Origin of the sequence: Rhodococcus sp. ARP2, assembly GCF_001029585.1 — a bacterium.
GTDB lineage: Bacteria > Actinomycetota > Actinomycetes > Mycobacteriales > Mycobacteriaceae > Rhodococcus_F > Rhodococcus_F erythropolis.
In genome coordinates, this window is sequence record NZ_LEKE01000056.1 from 188679 (window position 1) to 205988 (window position 17310).

18 protein-coding genes are annotated in these 17310 nt (G+C 60.5%); 6 read left to right on the forward strand and 12 right to left on the reverse strand.

The genetic code is table 11. The features are described 5' to 3' along the window. Positions 1 to 249: 249 nt before the first annotated feature. Together ABX74_RS15405 and ABX74_RS15410 are read right to left on the reverse strand one after the other, a co-directional pair. On the reverse strand, positions 250 to 1656 hold the full coding sequence (locus ABX74_RS15405; RefSeq protein WP_047889157.1) for a serine hydrolase: 1407 nt from the start codon (positions 1654 to 1656) through the stop codon (positions 250 to 252). Between the two features lie 184 nt (positions 1657 to 1840). Beyond that, positions 1841 to 2728 carry an SAM-dependent methyltransferase gene (locus tag ABX74_RS15410; protein ID WP_047889158.1) on the reverse strand — a complete coding sequence of 296 codons (888 nt, stop codon included), beginning with the start codon at positions 2726 to 2728 and terminating at the stop codon, positions 1841 to 1843. Positions 2729 to 3013: 285 nt separating this feature from the next. Between ABX74_RS15410 and ABX74_RS29705 the strand changes: the two genes are divergently transcribed. Then, positions 3014 to 3352: a hypothetical protein gene (locus ABX74_RS29705; RefSeq protein ID WP_053062037.1), complete on the forward strand. Its 339-nt coding sequence runs from the start codon at positions 3014 to 3016 to the stop codon at positions 3350 to 3352. Positions 3353 to 3399: 47 nt separating this feature from the next. Next, positions 3400 to 3885: an RNA polymerase subunit sigma gene (locus ABX74_RS15420; protein WP_021333191.1), complete on the forward strand. Its 486-nt coding sequence runs from the start codon at positions 3400 to 3402 to the stop codon at positions 3883 to 3885. A gap of 44 nt (positions 3886 to 3929) precedes the next feature. On the opposite strand, the gene ABX74_RS15425 is transcribed toward ABX74_RS15420, so the two are convergent. From ABX74_RS15425 to ABX74_RS15440, 4 genes are read right to left on the reverse strand one after another with little or no spacing between them, the layout of a single operon-like run. After that, positions 3930 to 4700 (reverse strand): glucose 1-dehydrogenase, encoded by a 771-nt coding sequence (locus tag ABX74_RS15425; protein WP_003945779.1) that lies wholly within the window; start codon positions 4698 to 4700, stop codon positions 3930 to 3932. An 8-nt stretch (positions 4701 to 4708) separates the two neighbouring features. After that, positions 4709 to 5284 (reverse strand): TetR/AcrR family transcriptional regulator, encoded by a 576-nt coding sequence (locus tag ABX74_RS15430; RefSeq protein ID WP_020906470.1) that lies wholly within the window; start codon positions 5282 to 5284, stop codon positions 4709 to 4711. A gap of 51 nt (positions 5285 to 5335) precedes the next feature. Next, positions 5336 to 5863 carry an SRPBCC family protein gene (locus ABX74_RS15435; RefSeq protein WP_047889159.1) on the reverse strand — a complete coding sequence of 176 codons (528 nt, stop codon included), beginning with the start codon at positions 5861 to 5863 and terminating at the stop codon, positions 5336 to 5338. A 50-nt stretch (positions 5864 to 5913) separates the two neighbouring features. Then, positions 5914 to 7101 (reverse strand): zinc-dependent alcohol dehydrogenase, encoded by a 1188-nt coding sequence (locus ABX74_RS15440; protein ID WP_019747201.1) that lies wholly within the window; start codon positions 7099 to 7101, stop codon positions 5914 to 5916. Positions 7102 to 7286: 185 nt separating this feature from the next. Between ABX74_RS15440 and ABX74_RS30415 the strand changes: the two genes are divergently transcribed. Continuing rightward, a complete protein-coding gene (locus tag ABX74_RS30415; protein WP_019747202.1) occupies positions 7287 to 7433 on the forward strand; it encodes a hypothetical protein in 147 nt (48 codons plus the stop codon). Positions 7434 to 7583: 150 nt separating this feature from the next. Here the strand turns inward: ABX74_RS30415 and ABX74_RS15445 are convergent, their stop codons facing one another. Next, on the reverse strand, positions 7584 to 8222 hold the full coding sequence (locus ABX74_RS15445; protein ID WP_019747203.1) for a PAS and ANTAR domain-containing protein: 639 nt from the start codon (positions 8220 to 8222) through the stop codon (positions 7584 to 7586). A gap of 168 nt (positions 8223 to 8390) precedes the next feature. After that, positions 8391 to 9266, reverse strand: coding sequence for a haloalkane dehalogenase (locus ABX74_RS15450; protein ID WP_047889160.1), 876 nt, complete (start codon positions 9264 to 9266; stop codon positions 8391 to 8393). 62 nt (positions 9267 to 9328) lie between these two features. Between ABX74_RS15450 and ABX74_RS15455 the strand changes: the two genes are divergently transcribed. Beyond that, positions 9329 to 9787 carry a MarR family winged helix-turn-helix transcriptional regulator gene (locus ABX74_RS15455; protein ID WP_020906474.1) on the forward strand — a complete coding sequence of 153 codons (459 nt, stop codon included), beginning with the start codon at positions 9329 to 9331 and terminating at the stop codon, positions 9785 to 9787. A 12-nt stretch (positions 9788 to 9799) separates the two neighbouring features. On the opposite strand, the gene ABX74_RS15460 is transcribed toward ABX74_RS15455, so the two are convergent. Then, positions 9800 to 10672 (reverse strand): hypothetical protein, encoded by an 873-nt coding sequence (locus ABX74_RS15460; protein ID WP_047889161.1) that lies wholly within the window; start codon positions 10670 to 10672, stop codon positions 9800 to 9802. Positions 10673 to 11041: 369 nt separating this feature from the next. Here ABX74_RS15460 and ABX74_RS15465 point away from each other — a divergent pair, with 369 nt between their 5' ends. Beyond that, positions 11042 to 12418, forward strand: coding sequence for a WS/DGAT/MGAT family O-acyltransferase (locus tag ABX74_RS15465; protein ID WP_020906476.1), 1377 nt, complete (start codon positions 11042 to 11044; stop codon positions 12416 to 12418). Between the two features lie 18 nt (positions 12419 to 12436). On the opposite strand, the gene ABX74_RS15470 is transcribed toward ABX74_RS15465, so the two are convergent. The 3 genes from ABX74_RS15470 to ABX74_RS15480 are packed head-to-tail and all read right to left on the reverse strand — an operon-like array spanning position 12437 to position 14762. Beyond that, entirely contained in the window at positions 12437 to 12850 is a 414-nt protein-coding gene (locus ABX74_RS15470) for a PPOX class F420-dependent oxidoreductase (RefSeq protein WP_019747211.1), read from the reverse strand. Between the two features lie 55 nt (positions 12851 to 12905). Continuing rightward, positions 12906 to 13772 (reverse strand): hypothetical protein, encoded by an 867-nt coding sequence (locus ABX74_RS15475; RefSeq protein WP_047889162.1) that lies wholly within the window; start codon positions 13770 to 13772, stop codon positions 12906 to 12908. 12 nt (positions 13773 to 13784) lie between these two features. Further along, positions 13785 to 14762: an HAD family hydrolase gene (locus ABX74_RS15480; protein WP_047889176.1), complete on the reverse strand. Its 978-nt coding sequence runs from the start codon at positions 14760 to 14762 to the stop codon at positions 13785 to 13787. Between the two features lie 177 nt (positions 14763 to 14939). On the opposite strand from ABX74_RS15480, the gene ABX74_RS15485 reads away from it, so the two are divergent. Next, a complete protein-coding gene (locus ABX74_RS15485) occupies positions 14940 to 17300 on the forward strand; it encodes an arylsulfatase (RefSeq protein WP_047889163.1) in 2361 nt (786 codons plus the stop codon). Positions 17301 to 17310 lie beyond the last annotated feature (10 nt).

Consider the following 17310-nt stretch of genomic DNA (forward strand, 5'->3'; position numbering starts at 1 on the left):
CTCCAGTTTTAAACGAAAGGACGAACGCAATGGGTAGCTTGGAAGATTTCGACATCGCGGCACTTCTTCAGAAGGTCATCGCATTCTTCGACGGATTCTCGTCGGACGAGACCGAGCCCCCCACGGGCTAAGACTTGGCGAAGCCGCTGTGCATCCGGATGACACTGGAAGCACAGCGGCTTCTCTGTATCCGGACCTCATCTGTCAACCCAGTCGGAGACTGTCGCGAAATCTCAACCTTCTATCGTTCTAGCTGGTCGCATCCTTCTGGATCAGGAGCATCGCGTCGTCGACCGGATCGAAGTACAGAGCCGGATCGGCAACCAGGGCAGCGTCGTCACCGTGAGTTTGCATGGTGACGACCCAGGCGCGATCGTCGTGTTCCACGTAGTAGGCACCCGCAAGGACCCCGATGGAGCTGCCGCCCTTGAATCCGCCGTAGGTGAACCATTTCGCGGACTCGTCACCGAGCGCCGGATCTTCGGCCAGTATGTCTCGAACCGGTGCACCGCTCTCTGTCTTCGCCATCTCTTGCAACGAGACCAACGCGGCACGCAGGTCGGCGGGCGAGGCGAACCAGTCGATGTCGAAAGGCCATGCGGGGGTGGTGAATGCTGACGCCGGGATGTCCACCAGGCCGCCAGGTAGTGCCGCCAGTATTGCTCGACGCTCGTCCGGGGTTCCGTCGCGCCAGGCGATACGTTGTGCGCCATCGTTGCCCCAGCCGAGTTGGAACAGTGCGCGGGTCGGCTTCAGTGGAATGTTGAGCGAAGGATCCGCCATGCCCATCGGGGCGAACTCGGCCTCGACCTGCTCGCGCCCGACAGCAGCGATCAGCATGTCGGTGGCGGTGTTGTCGCTGATCGAGATCATCTTGCCGGCGGTCTCCCGGACCGTGACTTCGGTTCCCGACGGCAGGTCCTGCATTGTCCCGCCGGGCATCGACTTGAGGTCGTCGGTGATGGTGAGCTTCTGATCCCACGAGAGTGTCCCGTTCTGGACAGCCGTCGCGACCGCGCCGAGAACGTACAGCTTGATCGTTGACCCTGTGGGCTGTGGTGAGGTGTCGCCGACACCGAAGACTTCGGCGTTCTTTCCGCCGGTGACCTCGGTGACGGTCAAGTTCGTCGGCGCGGGAAGTGCTTTGACAGCTGCCTCGAGCTCTTGCCACGATGCGGCAGGCACATGATCGTCTTTGGTCGGTGTTATCGCCATTCCAAGGACCAACCCGTTGCCGTCGACGACGACGTTTATGTCGAACGCGCCGCCGGTGGTACTGGTGATGGAAACGGTGCCGTCGGTATCGCCTCCCTTGTAATTCACTGTTGTCCAGGGCTGTCCGGTTCGGATGGAGTCGAAGTCCGGAGGCGTCAGGACAACTGGTGCGGTGGGTCCGAAGTGCTCGGCGATTTCTTCCTGGGGCAATGGCGCGCTCGTGTTGAACGCGCTGAGAAGCCAGCTGATCTGCTTGCCGACGGGGCTGTCGGGGATCGTGACTGTCGTGGGTGTCTCGGTGGCGGAGACCTTTGTGCTGTTGTCCGAGGTCTGTGCAGAATCCGGCCCGGAAGTACATGCGGCGAGGGCGAATACCGCTGCGGAGGCAAGTGCCACCAGCGTGAGCGGGCGACTCTTCCTGCGTGTGTGTTCGAGTTTCATGGACTCATTTCATCAGCGTTCTCTTCGGCGCGCGTCCGTCTGAGGTGTAGACGTACTCAGCCTGAAGTACTGAATCGGTTCATCCTCGAGTACCGTCAACTACTTGTCGTGGTGACACGCATAGTGAAGCTGGACAAAACGGAGAAATGCTGCACCCGAGTGACTTTCGTGAGTACTGCCAGAGTTAGTTCTTGGTCGCGGCCAGGAAAGAAGGCTGCGTCGACAGTGCGGCGATCTCTTCGGGGAGATCAGGAATCCGGCGATCGTACAGATCTGCCAACTCCACCGAGCTGAAGCGTCGGACGGTCCAATTGTGTTCAGTGAGCCACCGGCCGGGATCGGATCGTTTGTCGCTGTAGAACAGTTGCGAAATGTCCAGGTCTCCGAACGGGTTCTCGGCAAAGTACTTGGATCTGATGGTCGCCAGCTTCCTCGGGTCCGTGCCGGCCGGAAAGTCGTTCACTGCCAACCGACTACCAGTGGCCGAGAGTTCGTCGATCCGCTCGAACAGGGCGTCGTGGGCCGGGCCGGGGAGATAAGCGAGCAGGCCTTCTGCGGACCATGCAGTAGGTTCCTTCGGATCGAAACCGGCCTCCGCGAGCGCAGCCGGCCAGTCGTTGCGCAGATCCGTAGGCACAGTGCGTCGATCAGTTTTCGGCTGGGCGTCGCGCGCCGCGAGCACTTCGGCTTTGAACTCCAATACCTTTGGTTGATCTACTTCGAACACTGTGGATTCTGAGTTCCAATCCAGCCGGTACGCACGCGAATCCAACCCCGCCGCAACGATTACCGCCTGCTTTACTCCGGATTCGGTTGACGACAAGAAGAATTCGTCGAAGAACCTGGTTCGCAATCCCATGAAACCGCCGAAGGGTGTGTCGTCGAGGAGTGCCGGATCTTTCAGAAGAGCTGTGAAATGCGGCTCCGCTGCAGCTTCTACGAACCACGATGCGAACTTGTCTTCGATGATCGCGTCCGAGCGGGCGCTTTCCAATGCGCGGAAGGTCGCCACTGCAAGCGCGGTGAGTCCGACGCTACTGACGATGTCCCACGTATCTCCATCGCTCCGCATTTTCTGGGTGTCCTTCCGCTCTGGACGACTAAGCCGAACCCTCTCGACTTTACGCCCGAGCGACCCCTTGCCGCCTGGAACGGAACGGTCGGAACTGGGGCGCGAACAACAACGAGCCGGCATCGGAACATTTTGTAGTGCAAGGCGTTCGGTTTGAAGTCAGCCCTGCCAGGAATCTGCCAGGGTTGTGCAAGTGGACGGCCAGGATGCAGGACTTCACTGGTGTGTGCCCCGTTCGGGACAGCCAGAGAGAGTCTGGAGAAATCTTCGGAGAAGGGATCGATCATGACACGACTATCCGCACCGGAACAACGTAGGAAGTACTTCTGGACCAAGCTCGCGGTGACGGGTGCGGTATTGACCGTACCCATTGCCGTGCTCGCCGCACCGGCCTCGGCAGATGCTGTGAATCATGATGTAACACAGGCCGATAACAGTTGGTATGGAGATCAGGGGGGCGATCACTCGCACGATTGGGACCGTGGTGGAAACGGCGGCTGGAACCAGGGTGGTAACTGGAATCAGGGCAACGATTGGGGCAATCAGAACCAATGGCAAGGCGGGCAAGATCAGGCACCCGCGCCGACAGTGAACCCCTTCGCCGGACTGTTCGGATCCAGCTGATCCCCCGGCTACACGACGAATTTCGGGTCGAGAGAGATTGTAAGCCCATGTTGCAGGAAGGCTCGCTCGAGATGTTGGCCGCCGCGGCACGGAGCGGTAGCCATGAAGCCATGACCGATTTGTACGCAGTGTTTCGCCCGATGGTTGTGCTGCGGTGCCGCGCCGAGCTTGATCGGGCCGTCTCCGACTCCGCCGCGGATGCTGCATGCATCTCTGTTCTCACGGCAGTTTGTGACGGATCGGCGGCGAATCAGCCCTTCCTGCGCCTGCTGTACGTGAGTACAAGCGTCGCGATTGCTCGGGCGGCATCCGACCGGTTCAGCAGTGGGCCGCTCCCGCCTCCAACAGCGCTCCCGGTTGTCGAACGCGATGTCCTGGTGTTGCGGTTGATCGTCGGCCTCGACAGTGAGGCGACGGCAACATCGCTCGCCCGTACGACCGACCAGGTGTCACTCGACCTGCATCGTGCGCTGCAGCGCCTGCGAAAGTTGAGTTCTCCGAATGCAATCAGGGAGACGTTGGTATCTACCTGAGGACGTTCGGAATGCGCAGGTTCAGGCGGGAACGGATCCCTGCCTTACTGGCCGGCGATGTATTCGATCGACGGTCCGGCGGTCCAACCACCGTCGACGGCGATCTCGGAACCTGTTGTGTACGAGGCATCGTCGGAAAGTAGGTAGGTGACCGCACCGACCAACTCCTCCGGGCGACCGACACGGCGATACGGATTGTTGGGGAATGCGCCCTCTTCGAGGCTGATGCCCGTCGGCGCAGTCATGGGGGTGAGGACCATGCCGGGGTGTACGGAGTTGACCCGAATCTTGTCGCGACCGAGTTCGACGGCGGCGATCTTGCTCAGCCCACGCACGCCCCACTTGGCTGCGCCGTAACCACTGGTCAGAGCCATGCCCATCAGGCCGGCGGCCGAGGAGATGTTCACGATGGATCCGCCACCTGCTGCCTTCATGAACGGCACCACCGTGTGGATACCGGTGTGTACGGACACCAGGTTGATCTGGATGATGCGTTGGAACGTCTCGAGCGGTTCTTCGGCGACCGTCTGGCCGGAAGCCGAGATTCCGGCATTGTTGACCAAACCGTTGATCGCGCCGAATTCGGATACCGCGTACTCGGCGGCGGACTTCCAAGACGCCGGATCGGTGACGTCGAGGTGAACGTAACGTGCTGCGTCGCCGAGAGATTCGGCCACTGCTCGGCCGTCGTCGTCGAGTAGGTCGCCGATGACGACGCGGCCGTTGCCCGCGACGATGCCGCGCGCAAACGCTTCGCCCAGGCCGCGTGCGCCGCCAGTGACGAGAACGATTTTTCCGGAGAGATCCTGAGTCATGATTGTTCCTAACCTGTTGGTGTTGCGAGATATGGCTTCGAGAACGCGCCGAGCGCGCGGGTGATGGCCTTGGGTGCGGGGGTCCGGAGGTCTGCCATCTCGCGCAGTGCGGCCACTACCGCCAGTGTTGCCTGGCCCGAAGCCGCTGTCGTGTCGAGCGAGCCTTCTGGCCGATCGATCAGACGTGCAACTTCTGGGCGGATCAGTTCCATCGTCTCGAAAGTTGCTGATTCCCACACTCTCCGGAGCGCCGCGTCGCCGAAGATGATGGGCATCAGTGACCGAGTCATCGGCTCGAAGGACTCGCCGACCGATGCGATAAAGGCCGTCTTCACTGCCGCTGAGAGTCCGAATTCGCGGGATTGCGCGCTGAGGGCGGTGGCAAGACTGCGGTTTCCCTCGTCGAGCATCGGCCAGATGCTCTCTTCCTTGGTGGCAAAGCAGCGATAGAAGGTGCGCTCGGAGATTTCTGCCCGTTCGGCGAGCTCCGCGATGGTCGTCGAAGTGTCGCCGCGTTCGACGAAAGCGGCAGCGCAACTCTGCGAGACGCGGAGAAGTAGTGCAGTGCGGCGGGCTGTTGCCATATCCGCACTGTACCAAAAGTGGCAGAAACTGCCACAAGCTGTGCCGGTCGGTCAGCCGGTGCTGCCTTCGATGCCGGATACCTCCTGCTCAACGGCGCTCTTGATATTCAGCAGCGTCTTGCGGATGTTGCCGCGCTGAAAGTCGGCGAACGTCTTTCCGCCGGTGGCAACCTTGTCGAATATGTCGGCCGCAAAATCCGGCCAGCCCCGTCTGTCGTCGATCCACGTTTCGGTAACTCGGGTTCCACCGGGGACGGGCTGAAATCGGTACCGCCAGGTTGCAATAGCGGCAGAGATTCGTGGCGTGGCAAGGCCGATCTTGTGAACACGGAATTCGAACAGTTTCCCGGTGTCGGCAGCGGTGACGGTGCATCTTGTGGTCCACTGCGCGCGCCCACGTTTGTTGTGCCCGTCGAACTCCATACCCAGGAAAGCGCTTTCGCGGTCTCCCCGCAAGGTAGCTCCCAGGTTTTCGGGACTCCAGTCGCCCATGCGAGTGGGATCGCTGATGAGCTCGTAGAGAGAAAGCGCGTCGACATTGACGACGACGTTGTCGGAGACGGTGAGTTCGCGAGCCATTTCGGTTTCAGTTTCTTTCTGTCGAACGTGGATGGAATCGGTGCTGATTATTACCCGTGCGGTTTCAGTTGGATCTTGACCGCGCCTTCCTGCTTTTTCTGAAAGATCTCGTAGGCGTGTGGCGCCTGATCGAGCGGCAGCTGATGAGTGGAAAAGGTGTCGACGCCGAGTGGGTCGTCATCAGTGAGCAAAGGCATGATGTCGTCTACCCACTTCTTGACGTTCGCCTGACCCATCCTGAGCTGAATCTGCTTGTCGAACATAGTCATCAGCGGCAGTGGATCAACCATGCCGCCGTATACACCGATCAGAGAAATCGTCCCCCCGCGCCGAACGATGTCGATGGCCGAATAGACCGCACCGAGTCGATCGATTCCTGCGTTACGCATCGCAGGCGCGGCAAGAGCATCGGGAAGGAGTCCGACGAACTGCTGCGCGAGCTTTCCGATCGGAGACCCGTGAGCTTCCATTCCGACAGCATCGATCACCGAATCGGTTCCACGGCCGTTCGTCGCATCTCGGACTGCGTCACCGATCTTGCTGCCGTAGTCGTCGAGATTGAGGGTTTCGATCCCGCGTTCGGCAAGGCGTGCAAGGCGTTCGGGTACACGGTCCACGCCGATTACTCGAAATCCCTTGTGGTGAGCGATGCGGGCCGCCATGTCACCGATCGGTCCGAGACCGAGGATGGTCACGGACCCACCCGGCGGGATGTCGGCGTATTCAACCGACTGCCAGGCTGTGGGAAGCACGTCGGAGAGGTAGACGAATCGCGAATCCGCGGGACCTTCGGGAACTTTGATGTGTGTGAAATGTGCTTGCGGTACTCGAAGGTACTCGGCCTGCCCGCCTGGCACCGAGCCGTACAGCTCGGAGAAGCCGAACAACGCTGCGCCCGTTCCCTGATCGCGGACCTGAGTCGTCTCGCACTGTGTGTAGAGGCTCGAATCACACATGAAACAGTTGCCACACGAGATCTGGAACGGGATCACGACGCGGTCGCCTATCTCGAGATTCGTGACTTCCGAGCCGACTTCTTCGACGATGCCCATCGGTTCATGACCGAGAATGTCGCCGGCATTCATGAACGCACCCAGAGTCTCGTACAGGTGCAGATCGGATCCGCAGATATTCGTCGTGGTGACCTTGATGATCGCGTCACTGGGTTCGACGATCTTCGGGTCCGGAACCGTATCGACGCTTACTTTTCGTTTGCCTTGCCAAGTCACTGCGCGCACTGGGATCGACCTCTCATCGCGGAAATGCTGTTCGCAGTCACCTGCCCGAAAGCGCTGAAATGCAAACAAAACCGGTGAGGGTTGCGGGAAGTGCTGAGAGCGTTAGATTGAGAGGGAGGCGGGCCGAGGCTCCTGAAAGGCCGCACGCCGTATGACTGACAGGACCAAATGACGGGGATGACCGCATGACCGAGAAAGACAACAACGACCAGTCGCCCAAGGGTGGGCACCCAGGGCCCGTGGACAAGGGCGGCGACGGCGGAATGGCAACTCGAGAACAGGCGCCTGAACTGGTCGAGGAGACCTCCGAGAAGAAGTCTGACGACAAGTAGTTTCCTTTTACTCCGCGTTGGGTAACAACGGGGATAGGCCGCATCGGACCGTCCCGGAATCAATGCGGGCGAGGTTCCTCGAGGTTGAGCAGCCAGCCACGGGAACCGCCTTAAGCATCTCCCAGTTCGTGGTTCAGCCGGGTGAGAAGTTCAACCCTGTAACAGCAAGTGATCGAACCGGGTCCGCAGAAGTGTCGGGACCCGGAAATCGTCCAGCGTGCGAACTATCAACTGCTCGGCAACATCCCTGAGTTTCACGTTGGTCTCCTGCGAACGCCACACGAGGATGTCGAAAGCTCGATCGGCAGAGATTCCGTAGATCACCATGAGCATGCCTTTGGCTTGCTCGATCACCCCGCGAGAAGCAGTGATTTCGTTGACCAGCACGTCGACAGATGCTTTCACCGTGCTGTCCAGGGTTTCGGTGACGTCGATGTAGAAGCCTGAGCTGCCGACCACAGCACCCGACTCGTCCACGACGCTGTCGCCGACGACGATTACCGAGTGAGTGTCCCCTGCGGTGTCGATGATGCGGTGGCGGCTGCTGAACGGGCCGCCTGAAGTGCGGATGGCGTGCAGTGTCTGGGCAACGTGTCTTCGGTCGTCGGGATGCTTGTGGGCGAGCATCAATTCCGTCGTCGGAGCTACTTGGTCGGGTTCGTATCCGTGAATCCGTGCGACTTCGTCCGACCACTCCCACCGGTCGCCGTTGCGGTGATAAAGAAAGCCGCCCACCCGGTGTGGAGCCCCCGATCCCGACGTTCGCCCCAACCCGTCCTCGTTCACCACACACGCCCCCTCGTTCTCGACCTCGTCCCAACCGGCGTACTCGCCAGTTAGTTATATCGGACAAATCCGGCGGAGGTGGTGTCGGTCCCATATTTCGGAGCACCGTCTGGATCGCTACCGCATGGGTCGGGGAAACCGGCGCTCAGAGAACGTGGCGACGGTCCCACTTCAGTCGCGGCTGAAGCAGTGTTGCCGCTGTGTCCATTCGGTGATCGCCGCCGCGATGGCCGCAGGCTGATCCTCGGGGGCGAGATGTCCTGCGGGACCGCACTGTTTCACCTCGAGGTTTGCGATATTCGATCGGCTCCACGCGACTTCGTCAGGTCCGATCATGAGAAGTTCGGCGGGGCCGCTGAAGGTGAGAAGGAGTTTGGGTACCTCGCTGCTTTCTGCGAGCCAATCGCTGTACGCCGCCACTCGTGCATTCACGTCGCCGGGACTTCCTTCGACGGGGAAGGACCGTGGCCACTCGAGAAGGGGCCGGCGACTCTCCGGCGAGGGGTAAGGGGCGCGATAGGTTTCAGCATCGGTCTCGGACAGCTCTCCGAGAACTGTTCTGTGAAGCGCAATTTCGAGGAAGAAGTTTTCGTCGAGTACCTTGGTCTCGCCGATACCGGGAGCTCTCAGGGCCTCGACCCGCGCTCGTGCGTCTCCCGGGAAGTGCTCGTCCCAGGTCATCGGACGGAGGATCGTTTCGAAGAAGGCAACACCTCGAACGCGTTCGGGATGGCGGGCAGCCCAGTCCAGTGCAAGTGCCCCGCCCCAGTCGTGTCCGACGAGTACGACGTCGTCGAGCTCCATCTGGTCGAACCATGCGTCGAGGTAACGGGCGGTGTCGAGAAAACCGTAGTCGATTGGCGGTTTGCCCGACGCGCCCATTCCGATGAGGTCAGGGGCAAGCGCTTGGCCGAGATTTCCTATCTGCGGGAGGATGTTTCGCCACAGGTAGGAGGATGTGGGGTTCCCGTGGATAAGTACGAAGGGTATTCCGTCTCCGCACGAGCGGTAGGCCACAGTCGAGTCGAGCACGGGAATTGTGGGCATTGCGACTCCTCAAATAGTTTCCATGTACCCTAATTTAGATAGTAGCCATGTATTCTATTTGAATGCAAGATCGAGAAATATGGACGACGGGGTCGCTGGTGTGGCACCTTGGCTTGCGCTGGCGGGCGGGGGTTGACCGAGCGATCGCGCACCTCGGGTTGACCCACGCCCAGTATTCGGTGCTCGCGTCTCTCCATGGTCTGGTGAGTGCGGGGGAGAGGCCTAGTCAGCGAGAACTCGCCGCGCACACGGGGTTGCAGCGAATTTACATATCCAAGCTCGTGCGAGCGTTGGAGAAGAGCGGGTTTGTTGTCAGCGAACGAGACAGTCGCGATGCGCGAGCCGTTTGCCTCGATCTCAGTGACGAGGGGAAACGAGTCATAGAACTCGCTAAAGACATTGTCCGCCAATTGGATGCAAAGAATACGGAAGTGCTGACGAAAACCGGTGGGCGGGAACTGGCCGAGCTCCACCGCGCCCTCGGTGCGTTACTCGACGCCACCGAAGCCGGCGATGAATGAAGTCCGACCTACTTACTTGGCGCTACGTTCGGCGGCGACGGCAGCAGGTTCGGGTGAGCCGGCCGGCTGGGGCCTGAGGCTGTCGGCACCGATGTTGTAGACGTCACTCGTCGTGGTGAGGGAGTTGGACGTGGTGGACGAGGGAAGCCCGGCGCGCCAGTTGACGATTGGATTCAGAACGCCGAACGGGCCACATCCGGAAGCTGTCGGGACGGCGAAGGGCTGTCCGGTGTGTCCGGTGTTTCGAACGACGGCAGTATCCGGGAAACCTGGAACCTCTTCGAGGACGCCGTATTCGGTCACATCCAAGTTGAGTTGAACGGGGTTGCTGTCCGAGCCCAGGTAGCATTTGCCGCCGAGGAGAGGGTTCGCGATCTTCAATTTGACGGGTAGCTTCACGCCAAGCTGAAATGCATCCACGGTGGGGAGTGCAGACGTCGACTCGACGGTGGCCGAGGCCTTGTTCAGTCCGAAGAGATTGTTGAATGGTAGGTCGATTCCGAGTGCGCCCCCGGGGATGTCGATAGGTTCGGCGTAGATCCCCCGACTGTTGTCGTTCGGTGGGATGAAGACTTGGTCGAATCCGAATTCAGCCTCTGGATTCTCCCGGTATGCAACTCCGCCTGCGATGCGCATCGCCCCGGCGGGAATGCCGACGGAAAGCTTGTCGATCTTCATGTTTCCGCCGGTAACCGTGACGTCCATACAGGTGCTGGTCTCGGGATTGTCGATCGGACATGAATCCCAACCTCCGAAGGGGATCTCCGCTGCCGGGGCGGCTCCTGCAATACCTGCTGACAAGCTTCCCACCGCTGTGACGGTGGCGAACACAGTTGCGGTGGCGAGTGCGCCGAAAAGCCCACGCGACGTCGAACGTCGGGACATGTATTTCTCCTTTGGTTACAACCGACCGGTCGGGATTGTGATGATGAGTGACGGTAGTCACGTGTGACTTGGATGTACAGACAATTTGAAACAATTCCGACAAAAGTATTACTGCGATCGGCTTCGCTACTACTTGTGGCTGTGAGGATTGAAATTTGTTGCAGTGCTCTGTGTCTCGTCATTCACCCACGAATCTCTGTGAGGTGCTACGACCCGAAAAGGCGTTCGTCGACGGGAATGTCGGACTCCTGTCGAAATCGAGGGGGCAATGTTTTGTCGGAGTCGCCAATGAGGGAAGTCAGGGCGAGTAACTTTGTCGAACAGCGGCTGATCGGTACTCCGGGCAGCTGCCCGAGAGAACGGATCGCCATGACGCTGATGCTGCCGCTCGACTCGATGTTCCTGCTGATGGAGTCACGAGAGCATCCCATGCACGTCGGTGGACTGTCGCTTTTCGTTCCGCCGGAAGGAGACGACGGCGAATTCGCCAGGTCGCTCTACCGTTCGCTCACCGACGTCGACTCGATTCGCCCCCTCTTCCGCCGCAAGCCGGTGCAGTTCTTGTCGAACTTCGCGCCGGTGCGTTGGACGGAGGACACGGATGTCGATCTCGAGTATCACGTCCGGTTGCTCGCGCTGCCCAAGCCGGGACGAGTCCGCGAATTGCTCGAGCTGACCTCCATGCTCCACGGCACGCTGCTCGATCGGCATCGGCCGCTGTGGGAGGCGTATGTGATCGAAGGTCTCGCCGACGGCCGAGTTGCCGTGTACATGAAGACGCACCATGCACTCATGGATGGTGTGTCTGCTGTTCAGGCGTGGTACCGCAGCCTCTCGTCGGACCCGCTCGATCGAGAATCGATGCCTCCGTGGGCGCAGCGACCTTCTTCGGGGCGGGTTCGAGCCAGTCGCGGGCTGGACCTGCAGAGGCGGGTGGGCTCCGTGATCGAGACCGTGCAAGATGTGGTCGGGGTGGGCCCTGCGATTGTGAACGCCGCTGCCTCGGCGGTGAAGGACCACGTCGCACCGTTACCGTTTGCTGCTCCGAAATCGATCTTCAACGTCCCGATCACCGGCGCGAGGCGTGTCGCCGCGCAGTCGTGGCCGATCGAGCGCCTGCGCAAGGTCAGTTGCGTCGCAGACGTGACGCTCAACGATGCGGTGTTGGCTATGTGCGCGGGCGCGCTGCGGCGTTACCTGATCGAACTGGACGAGTTGCCGGACAAACCGTTGATCGCGATGGTGCCGGTATCACTTCGTAAAGGCGATGAGGGTGAGGCTTCCGGCAATGCTGTTGGTGCGGTGTTGTGTGATCTGGCAACCGAATTGGCGGATCCGGCGGCCAGACTTCAGAGAGTTCACGACTCGATGAGTAGCGCCAAGTCCCTGATGTCGGGCCTGACGCCCCTGCAGATCACGGCGCTCAGTGCATTGAATGTTGCCGGCCTCGGGTTGCCGCTAATCCCTGGTTCATCCCGACTGATCACCGGGCGCCCAGTCTTCAATCTGGTGATTTCCAACGTCCCCGGCCCGACGACGACGCGATACTGGAATGGCGCGAAGCTCGAGAGCTGCTATCCGGCATCGATTCCGTTGGACGGGCAGGCAATGAACATCACTGTCATCGGCTACGCGGACACCATGCAGTTCGGTCTCGTCGGTTGCCGCCGCAATGTCCCGCACCTGCAGCGGCTTCTCGGTCACCTCGAGGAATCACTGAGTGAACTAGAAGCCGCAGCAGGCTGATCAATTCGATTCGGGCATTCAGACGTCACGTCCGTTGACGACCAACTGGTGGACGTCCAGTTCTTTGTCGTCGAGGCCGAAGCTGATGATGCGTTCGGGGTGGATACGGATGATCGGTGCGTCGAGACCATGCGCACCAGCACCCGTAACATCCAAAGCCTCTGCCCGTCCACGGATTTCGACACACCTGACCCGCCATGGATCTACAGATGCGATGTCGTCCACGACAAACGCGACCCGCCCGTTCTCCGCGACATTGTGAAACTTACGGCTGCCCGTCATGTTGTAACCGCTGATGTCGATCGTGGCTGTATCCGGGTTGTAGTGGAATCCGACCGGACTGACTTGCAGCGTTCCATTCCGTTGAACCGTCGCGAGGCGTCCGAGAGTCTGTGTGGCCAGGTAGTCGAGTTCGATTCGGGTGAATGTCATGAAATCACGCTAGAACCTGAACTGCTGTAGAGGTCAAGATCTCCGAACGTGCAACTCATTCCGTCTCGTCAAGGCTCTCTTCTGCTTCGTCGACCCGGCGCTCGGCCTCGCGAAGCTCATCCTCGGACTCTCGAACCGCGACACCGGCAGCCTTCTCTGTGTTCTTGGCGAACTGTCGTTCCTGTTCTGCGTGTTCGAGATCGGCGCGGAGTTCTTCGATGCGGCGGTCGAGGTCGGACAGCTTTGACCTGGCATCCTCGAACTGGGCGGTCTCGGCCTTGACCCGTCGTCGGATTTTCTCGAGGTCTGCCCTGGCTTCCTTCAATTCTGCTTTCGCCTTGGCTTGTTCGGCCTTGCGATCCGGAGCAGTGGATTTGGCCGGAGCGCTGTCTTCGGTGTGGATCGCAGGGGCATCTTGTACGGAATCCTCCTCCACTACAGCAAGTCCCGCCGGCCCGAAACCGCTGTAACTGGCAGCGGTCACAACTCGTCCGAGTCGGACCTGCGCGGCAGTCTCCTCGTCGGACAGGGCGGCATTGAGGGTCTGCGCGACATCACGTAACGCATCCTCACCGGCATTCTTTCCACGCGAAGCCGCGATCTCACCGGATTTGTGGGCGAGACTTCGCACCACCTGCTGCCTCTGTGTCGTCAGCCGTCGCAAGTCCTGACCTGAGAGATGGCGTTGGGCGTCGCGTAGCGATTCGCCAAGCGCGAGAAGTGCATCCAGATCTTCGGATAGATTGCGCGAAATGAGATTGACCAACCATCCCACGGTGGTTGGCTTCCGAAGTTTTCCGATCTCCGCGGCCAGTGTGCGGTCGTTGTCCTCCCGGGCAGCCTTCACATGCTTTGTACGCGCCTCGACGAACTCGCCGGGGTCGAGGCCGTAGAGTTCGTCGGCGACATCATCGAGGGTCACACGTCCATACTGTCATTCGGCGAGTGGTTCGAAGACTGTCTTCCAGTCGTTTTTGATGCTCACCACTGTCCACCCCTTTGCGCGCGAGGCGTCGAGTGCGTGCTCGGCTCCGTCCACGTAGTCGAACTCGCGTTCCGGATCGTCATGGAGCACCAGAAGACGAAGTGCCGGAATGTTCGGGTGTTCGGCGAACTGCAACATCGGTAGGTCACCGTTGCTGTTTCCGGCCGCGATGACAGGTCGTCGACCGATTCGGTTCCATATCTGTACGGGCTTGGCCGGCCCGTCGTCGACGACATCGGTTTGGGGCTGACGAAGGATCGTGCCGCTGTGGCCGTCGTCCTTCCACGTCAATGCCACGCCGCTGCCGATGACGCGATCTCGGGGGATGCCGTAGACCTCCTGACTGATCGGCCGCATGAAATCACGTCCGCCGCCAGAGACTATGTAGTTGGAGAAGCCTTTGGCCGCAAGGTAATCGAGCAACTCCACCATGGGCGAATAGCTGCAGTGCAAATATTTGCGATCGAGAGTGGGATGCGAAGCAGTGCGCAGGTAGGTATCGGCGTGGGTTTCGAATTCGTCGACTGTGACTTCGGCGAATGCCGCTAGGACACCGGCCGCGAGCACCTTCAGTGCGCTGTCGTCGCCGCGATAGTGCTTCGAGATCACATCGTTCAACCAGACGTAGTCCTGTTCGAACGCCGCCTGCCACGGTTGACGGTTGCGAAGAGTCGGATCCTGGTTGGTCATCTCGACGAGGCGGCGCAAGATGAAGTCGAGTTGGATCGGCATCGGCTTCTCACACCACAGGGTTCCGTCGTTGTCGAAGACTGCGATCCGGTCTTCCGGTGCGATTTCGTCCGGACTTCCCTCAGTCGTCGCGCGTTCGACGAATTGCTTGATGGCCTGTTTCGGCGTGCCGTCCTGCCAGCTCGGAAGCGGGTCAGGGTTATCGGAGGTGGAGGCTTCAACGAATTGACTGCTCATGTGGTCCCTGGCTTCCAGTGAGGCGATGACAGGCCCGGCACATTCATACTCGGACCTCCTGCCGAAGATGGCATCGCCCATTTCGGGCGACAGCGCTTCGGTGAGCACAATCGGGGTATGCGATTGACCATGCAGCCGTAGAGGCTGGCATTCAGATCACCTACAAGGAGCCAGGTCATGGCCAACGCATTCAAAGGCGTCGTCAACCTCGATATTCGCGATTCGATTCCCGACTGGAGCCCGTACGAGCAGCCGAAGGCTGCCGCCGGCACGCCGAACATTCTCTACATCGTTCTCGACGACGTCGGATTCGGCGCCTTGGGTTGCTACGGGGGACCGATCGAGACGCCGAACATCGACCGCATCGCGGGCAACGGATTGCGGTACGGGCAGTGGCACACCACAGCGCTGTGCTCACCGACGCGATCGTGTCTGCTCACCGGCCGGAACCACACGACCAACGGAATGGCTTGCATCAGTGAGTGCGCGGTCGGGTTTCCCGGCGGGAACGGTCACATCCCTCCCGAATGTGCCACGCTCGCCGAGGTTCTGGTCGAGCAGGGGTTCAGTACAGCGATGGTCGGCAAATGGCACCTGTGCGCCGAAGACGAGATGAATCTTGCTTCCACGAAACGGAATTGGCCGGTCGGTCGCGGATTCGAGCGGTTCTACGGCTTTCTCGGTGCCGAGACCAATCAGTGGTATCCCGACCTCGTCCACGACAACCACCCCGTCGAACAGCCGTCGACGCCGGAAGAGGGGTATCACTTCAGCGTCGACATCACCGACAGAGCGCTCGAATACATCGGCGACGTGAAGTCGATAGCTCCGGACCGGCCTGTATTTCTCTACTACGCACCCGGGTGCGCACACGCTCCACATCACGCGCCCCGCGAATGGGCCGATCGCTACGCGGGCAGGTTCGACGCAGGGTACGAAGCCATGCGGGATGAGATTCTGGCGAGGCAGAAGGACATGGGACTTGTCCCGAACGACACGACTCTGCCCTCACTCAACCCGATAGGCACTCCTGACACCCGCACCGGACCTGGCGGCGAACCGTTCCCGCCGCTGGATTTCACCCGCCCCTGGGACACCCTGTCCGCTGACGAGCAACGACTGTTCTCACGGATGGCGGAGGTGTACGCGGGCTTCCTCTCGCACTGCGACGATCAGATCGGACGCCTGCTCGAATACCTCGAAGAAATCGAGCAGCTGGACAACACGATCATCGTGGTGGTTTCCGACAACGGTGCCAGCGGTGAGGGCGGACCCGACGGTTCAGTCAACGAGAACAAAATCGCGAACGGGGTACCCGACGACCTCGCCGAGAACCTGGCAAAGCTGGACGAGTTGGGCAGCACCGAGACGTACAACCACTATCCCAACGGGTGGGCGATGGCGTTCAACACGCCCTTCAAGATGTGGAAGCGGTACTCGTTCAACGGCGGAACCTGCGACCCCTGCATCATCTCGTGGCCGGAGGGCATCGACGCCCGAGGCGAGATTCGAGATCAGTACCACCATGCCATCGACGTCGTCCCGACCCTGCTCGACTGCGTCGGTGTCGACTTGCCCGACACGGTGAAGGGATACACCCAGCACCCGATCCAAGGCGTGAGCATGCGGTACAGCTTCGACGCAGGCAACATCCCCACCGCCAAGCACACCCAGTTCTATTCGATGCTCGGAGGACGAGGGATTTGGCATGACGGGTGGAAGGCCGTCACCACGCACCCGACTCTGAGCGGGTGGGGTCATTTCTCCGAAGACACCTGGGAGCTCTACCACACGGAGGTGGACCGAGCCGAGCTCCGGAACCTTTCCGGCGAAGAACCCGGCAGGCTCGCCGAGCTCGTGGGGTTGTGGTTCCACGAGGCCGGCGCCAATCAAGCTCTGCCACTGGATGATCGGTCAGGTGTCGAACTCCTCACCACACCTCGCCCCCAGCTGGCTCCGCCGCGCAACCGGTACGTCTACCGTCCAGGGGGAGCCGAGGTACCGGAAGCCGTCGCTGTCAACCTTCGTAATCGTTCATACTCGATCGGGGCAGTTGTCGACTTGGCCGAACCGGGTGCGGCCGGCGTGCTCTTCTCTCATGGTGGCAGGTTCGGTGGTCATTCGCTGTACGTCAAGGACAACCGACTGCATTATGTGTACAACTTCCTCGGCAGTGAACAGCAGAAGATCGATGCCACCGAAGACCTTCCCATCGGCGAAAATGTAATCTTGGCAGCAACTTTCGACAAGGAAGGTGAGGATCCGCCGGGCACTGCGCACGGGGTGCTCGGCCTCTACTACGGCGATCGTAAAGTCGGTGAGGGCAGAATCCGCACTCAGGCAGGCAAGTTCAGCATCGGCGGCGGCGAAGGGCTCAATGCTGGCCGTGACAGCGGGGAGCCTGTGACCGACGACTACCCGGGTACCACACCATGGGCGTTTACCGGTGGAACGCTCAGCCGGGTGGCGATCGACGTCAGTGGGGAACCGTACGTCGACCTCGAACGCGAAGCAGTGGCGATGCTCTCGCGTGAATGACAGATCTGCG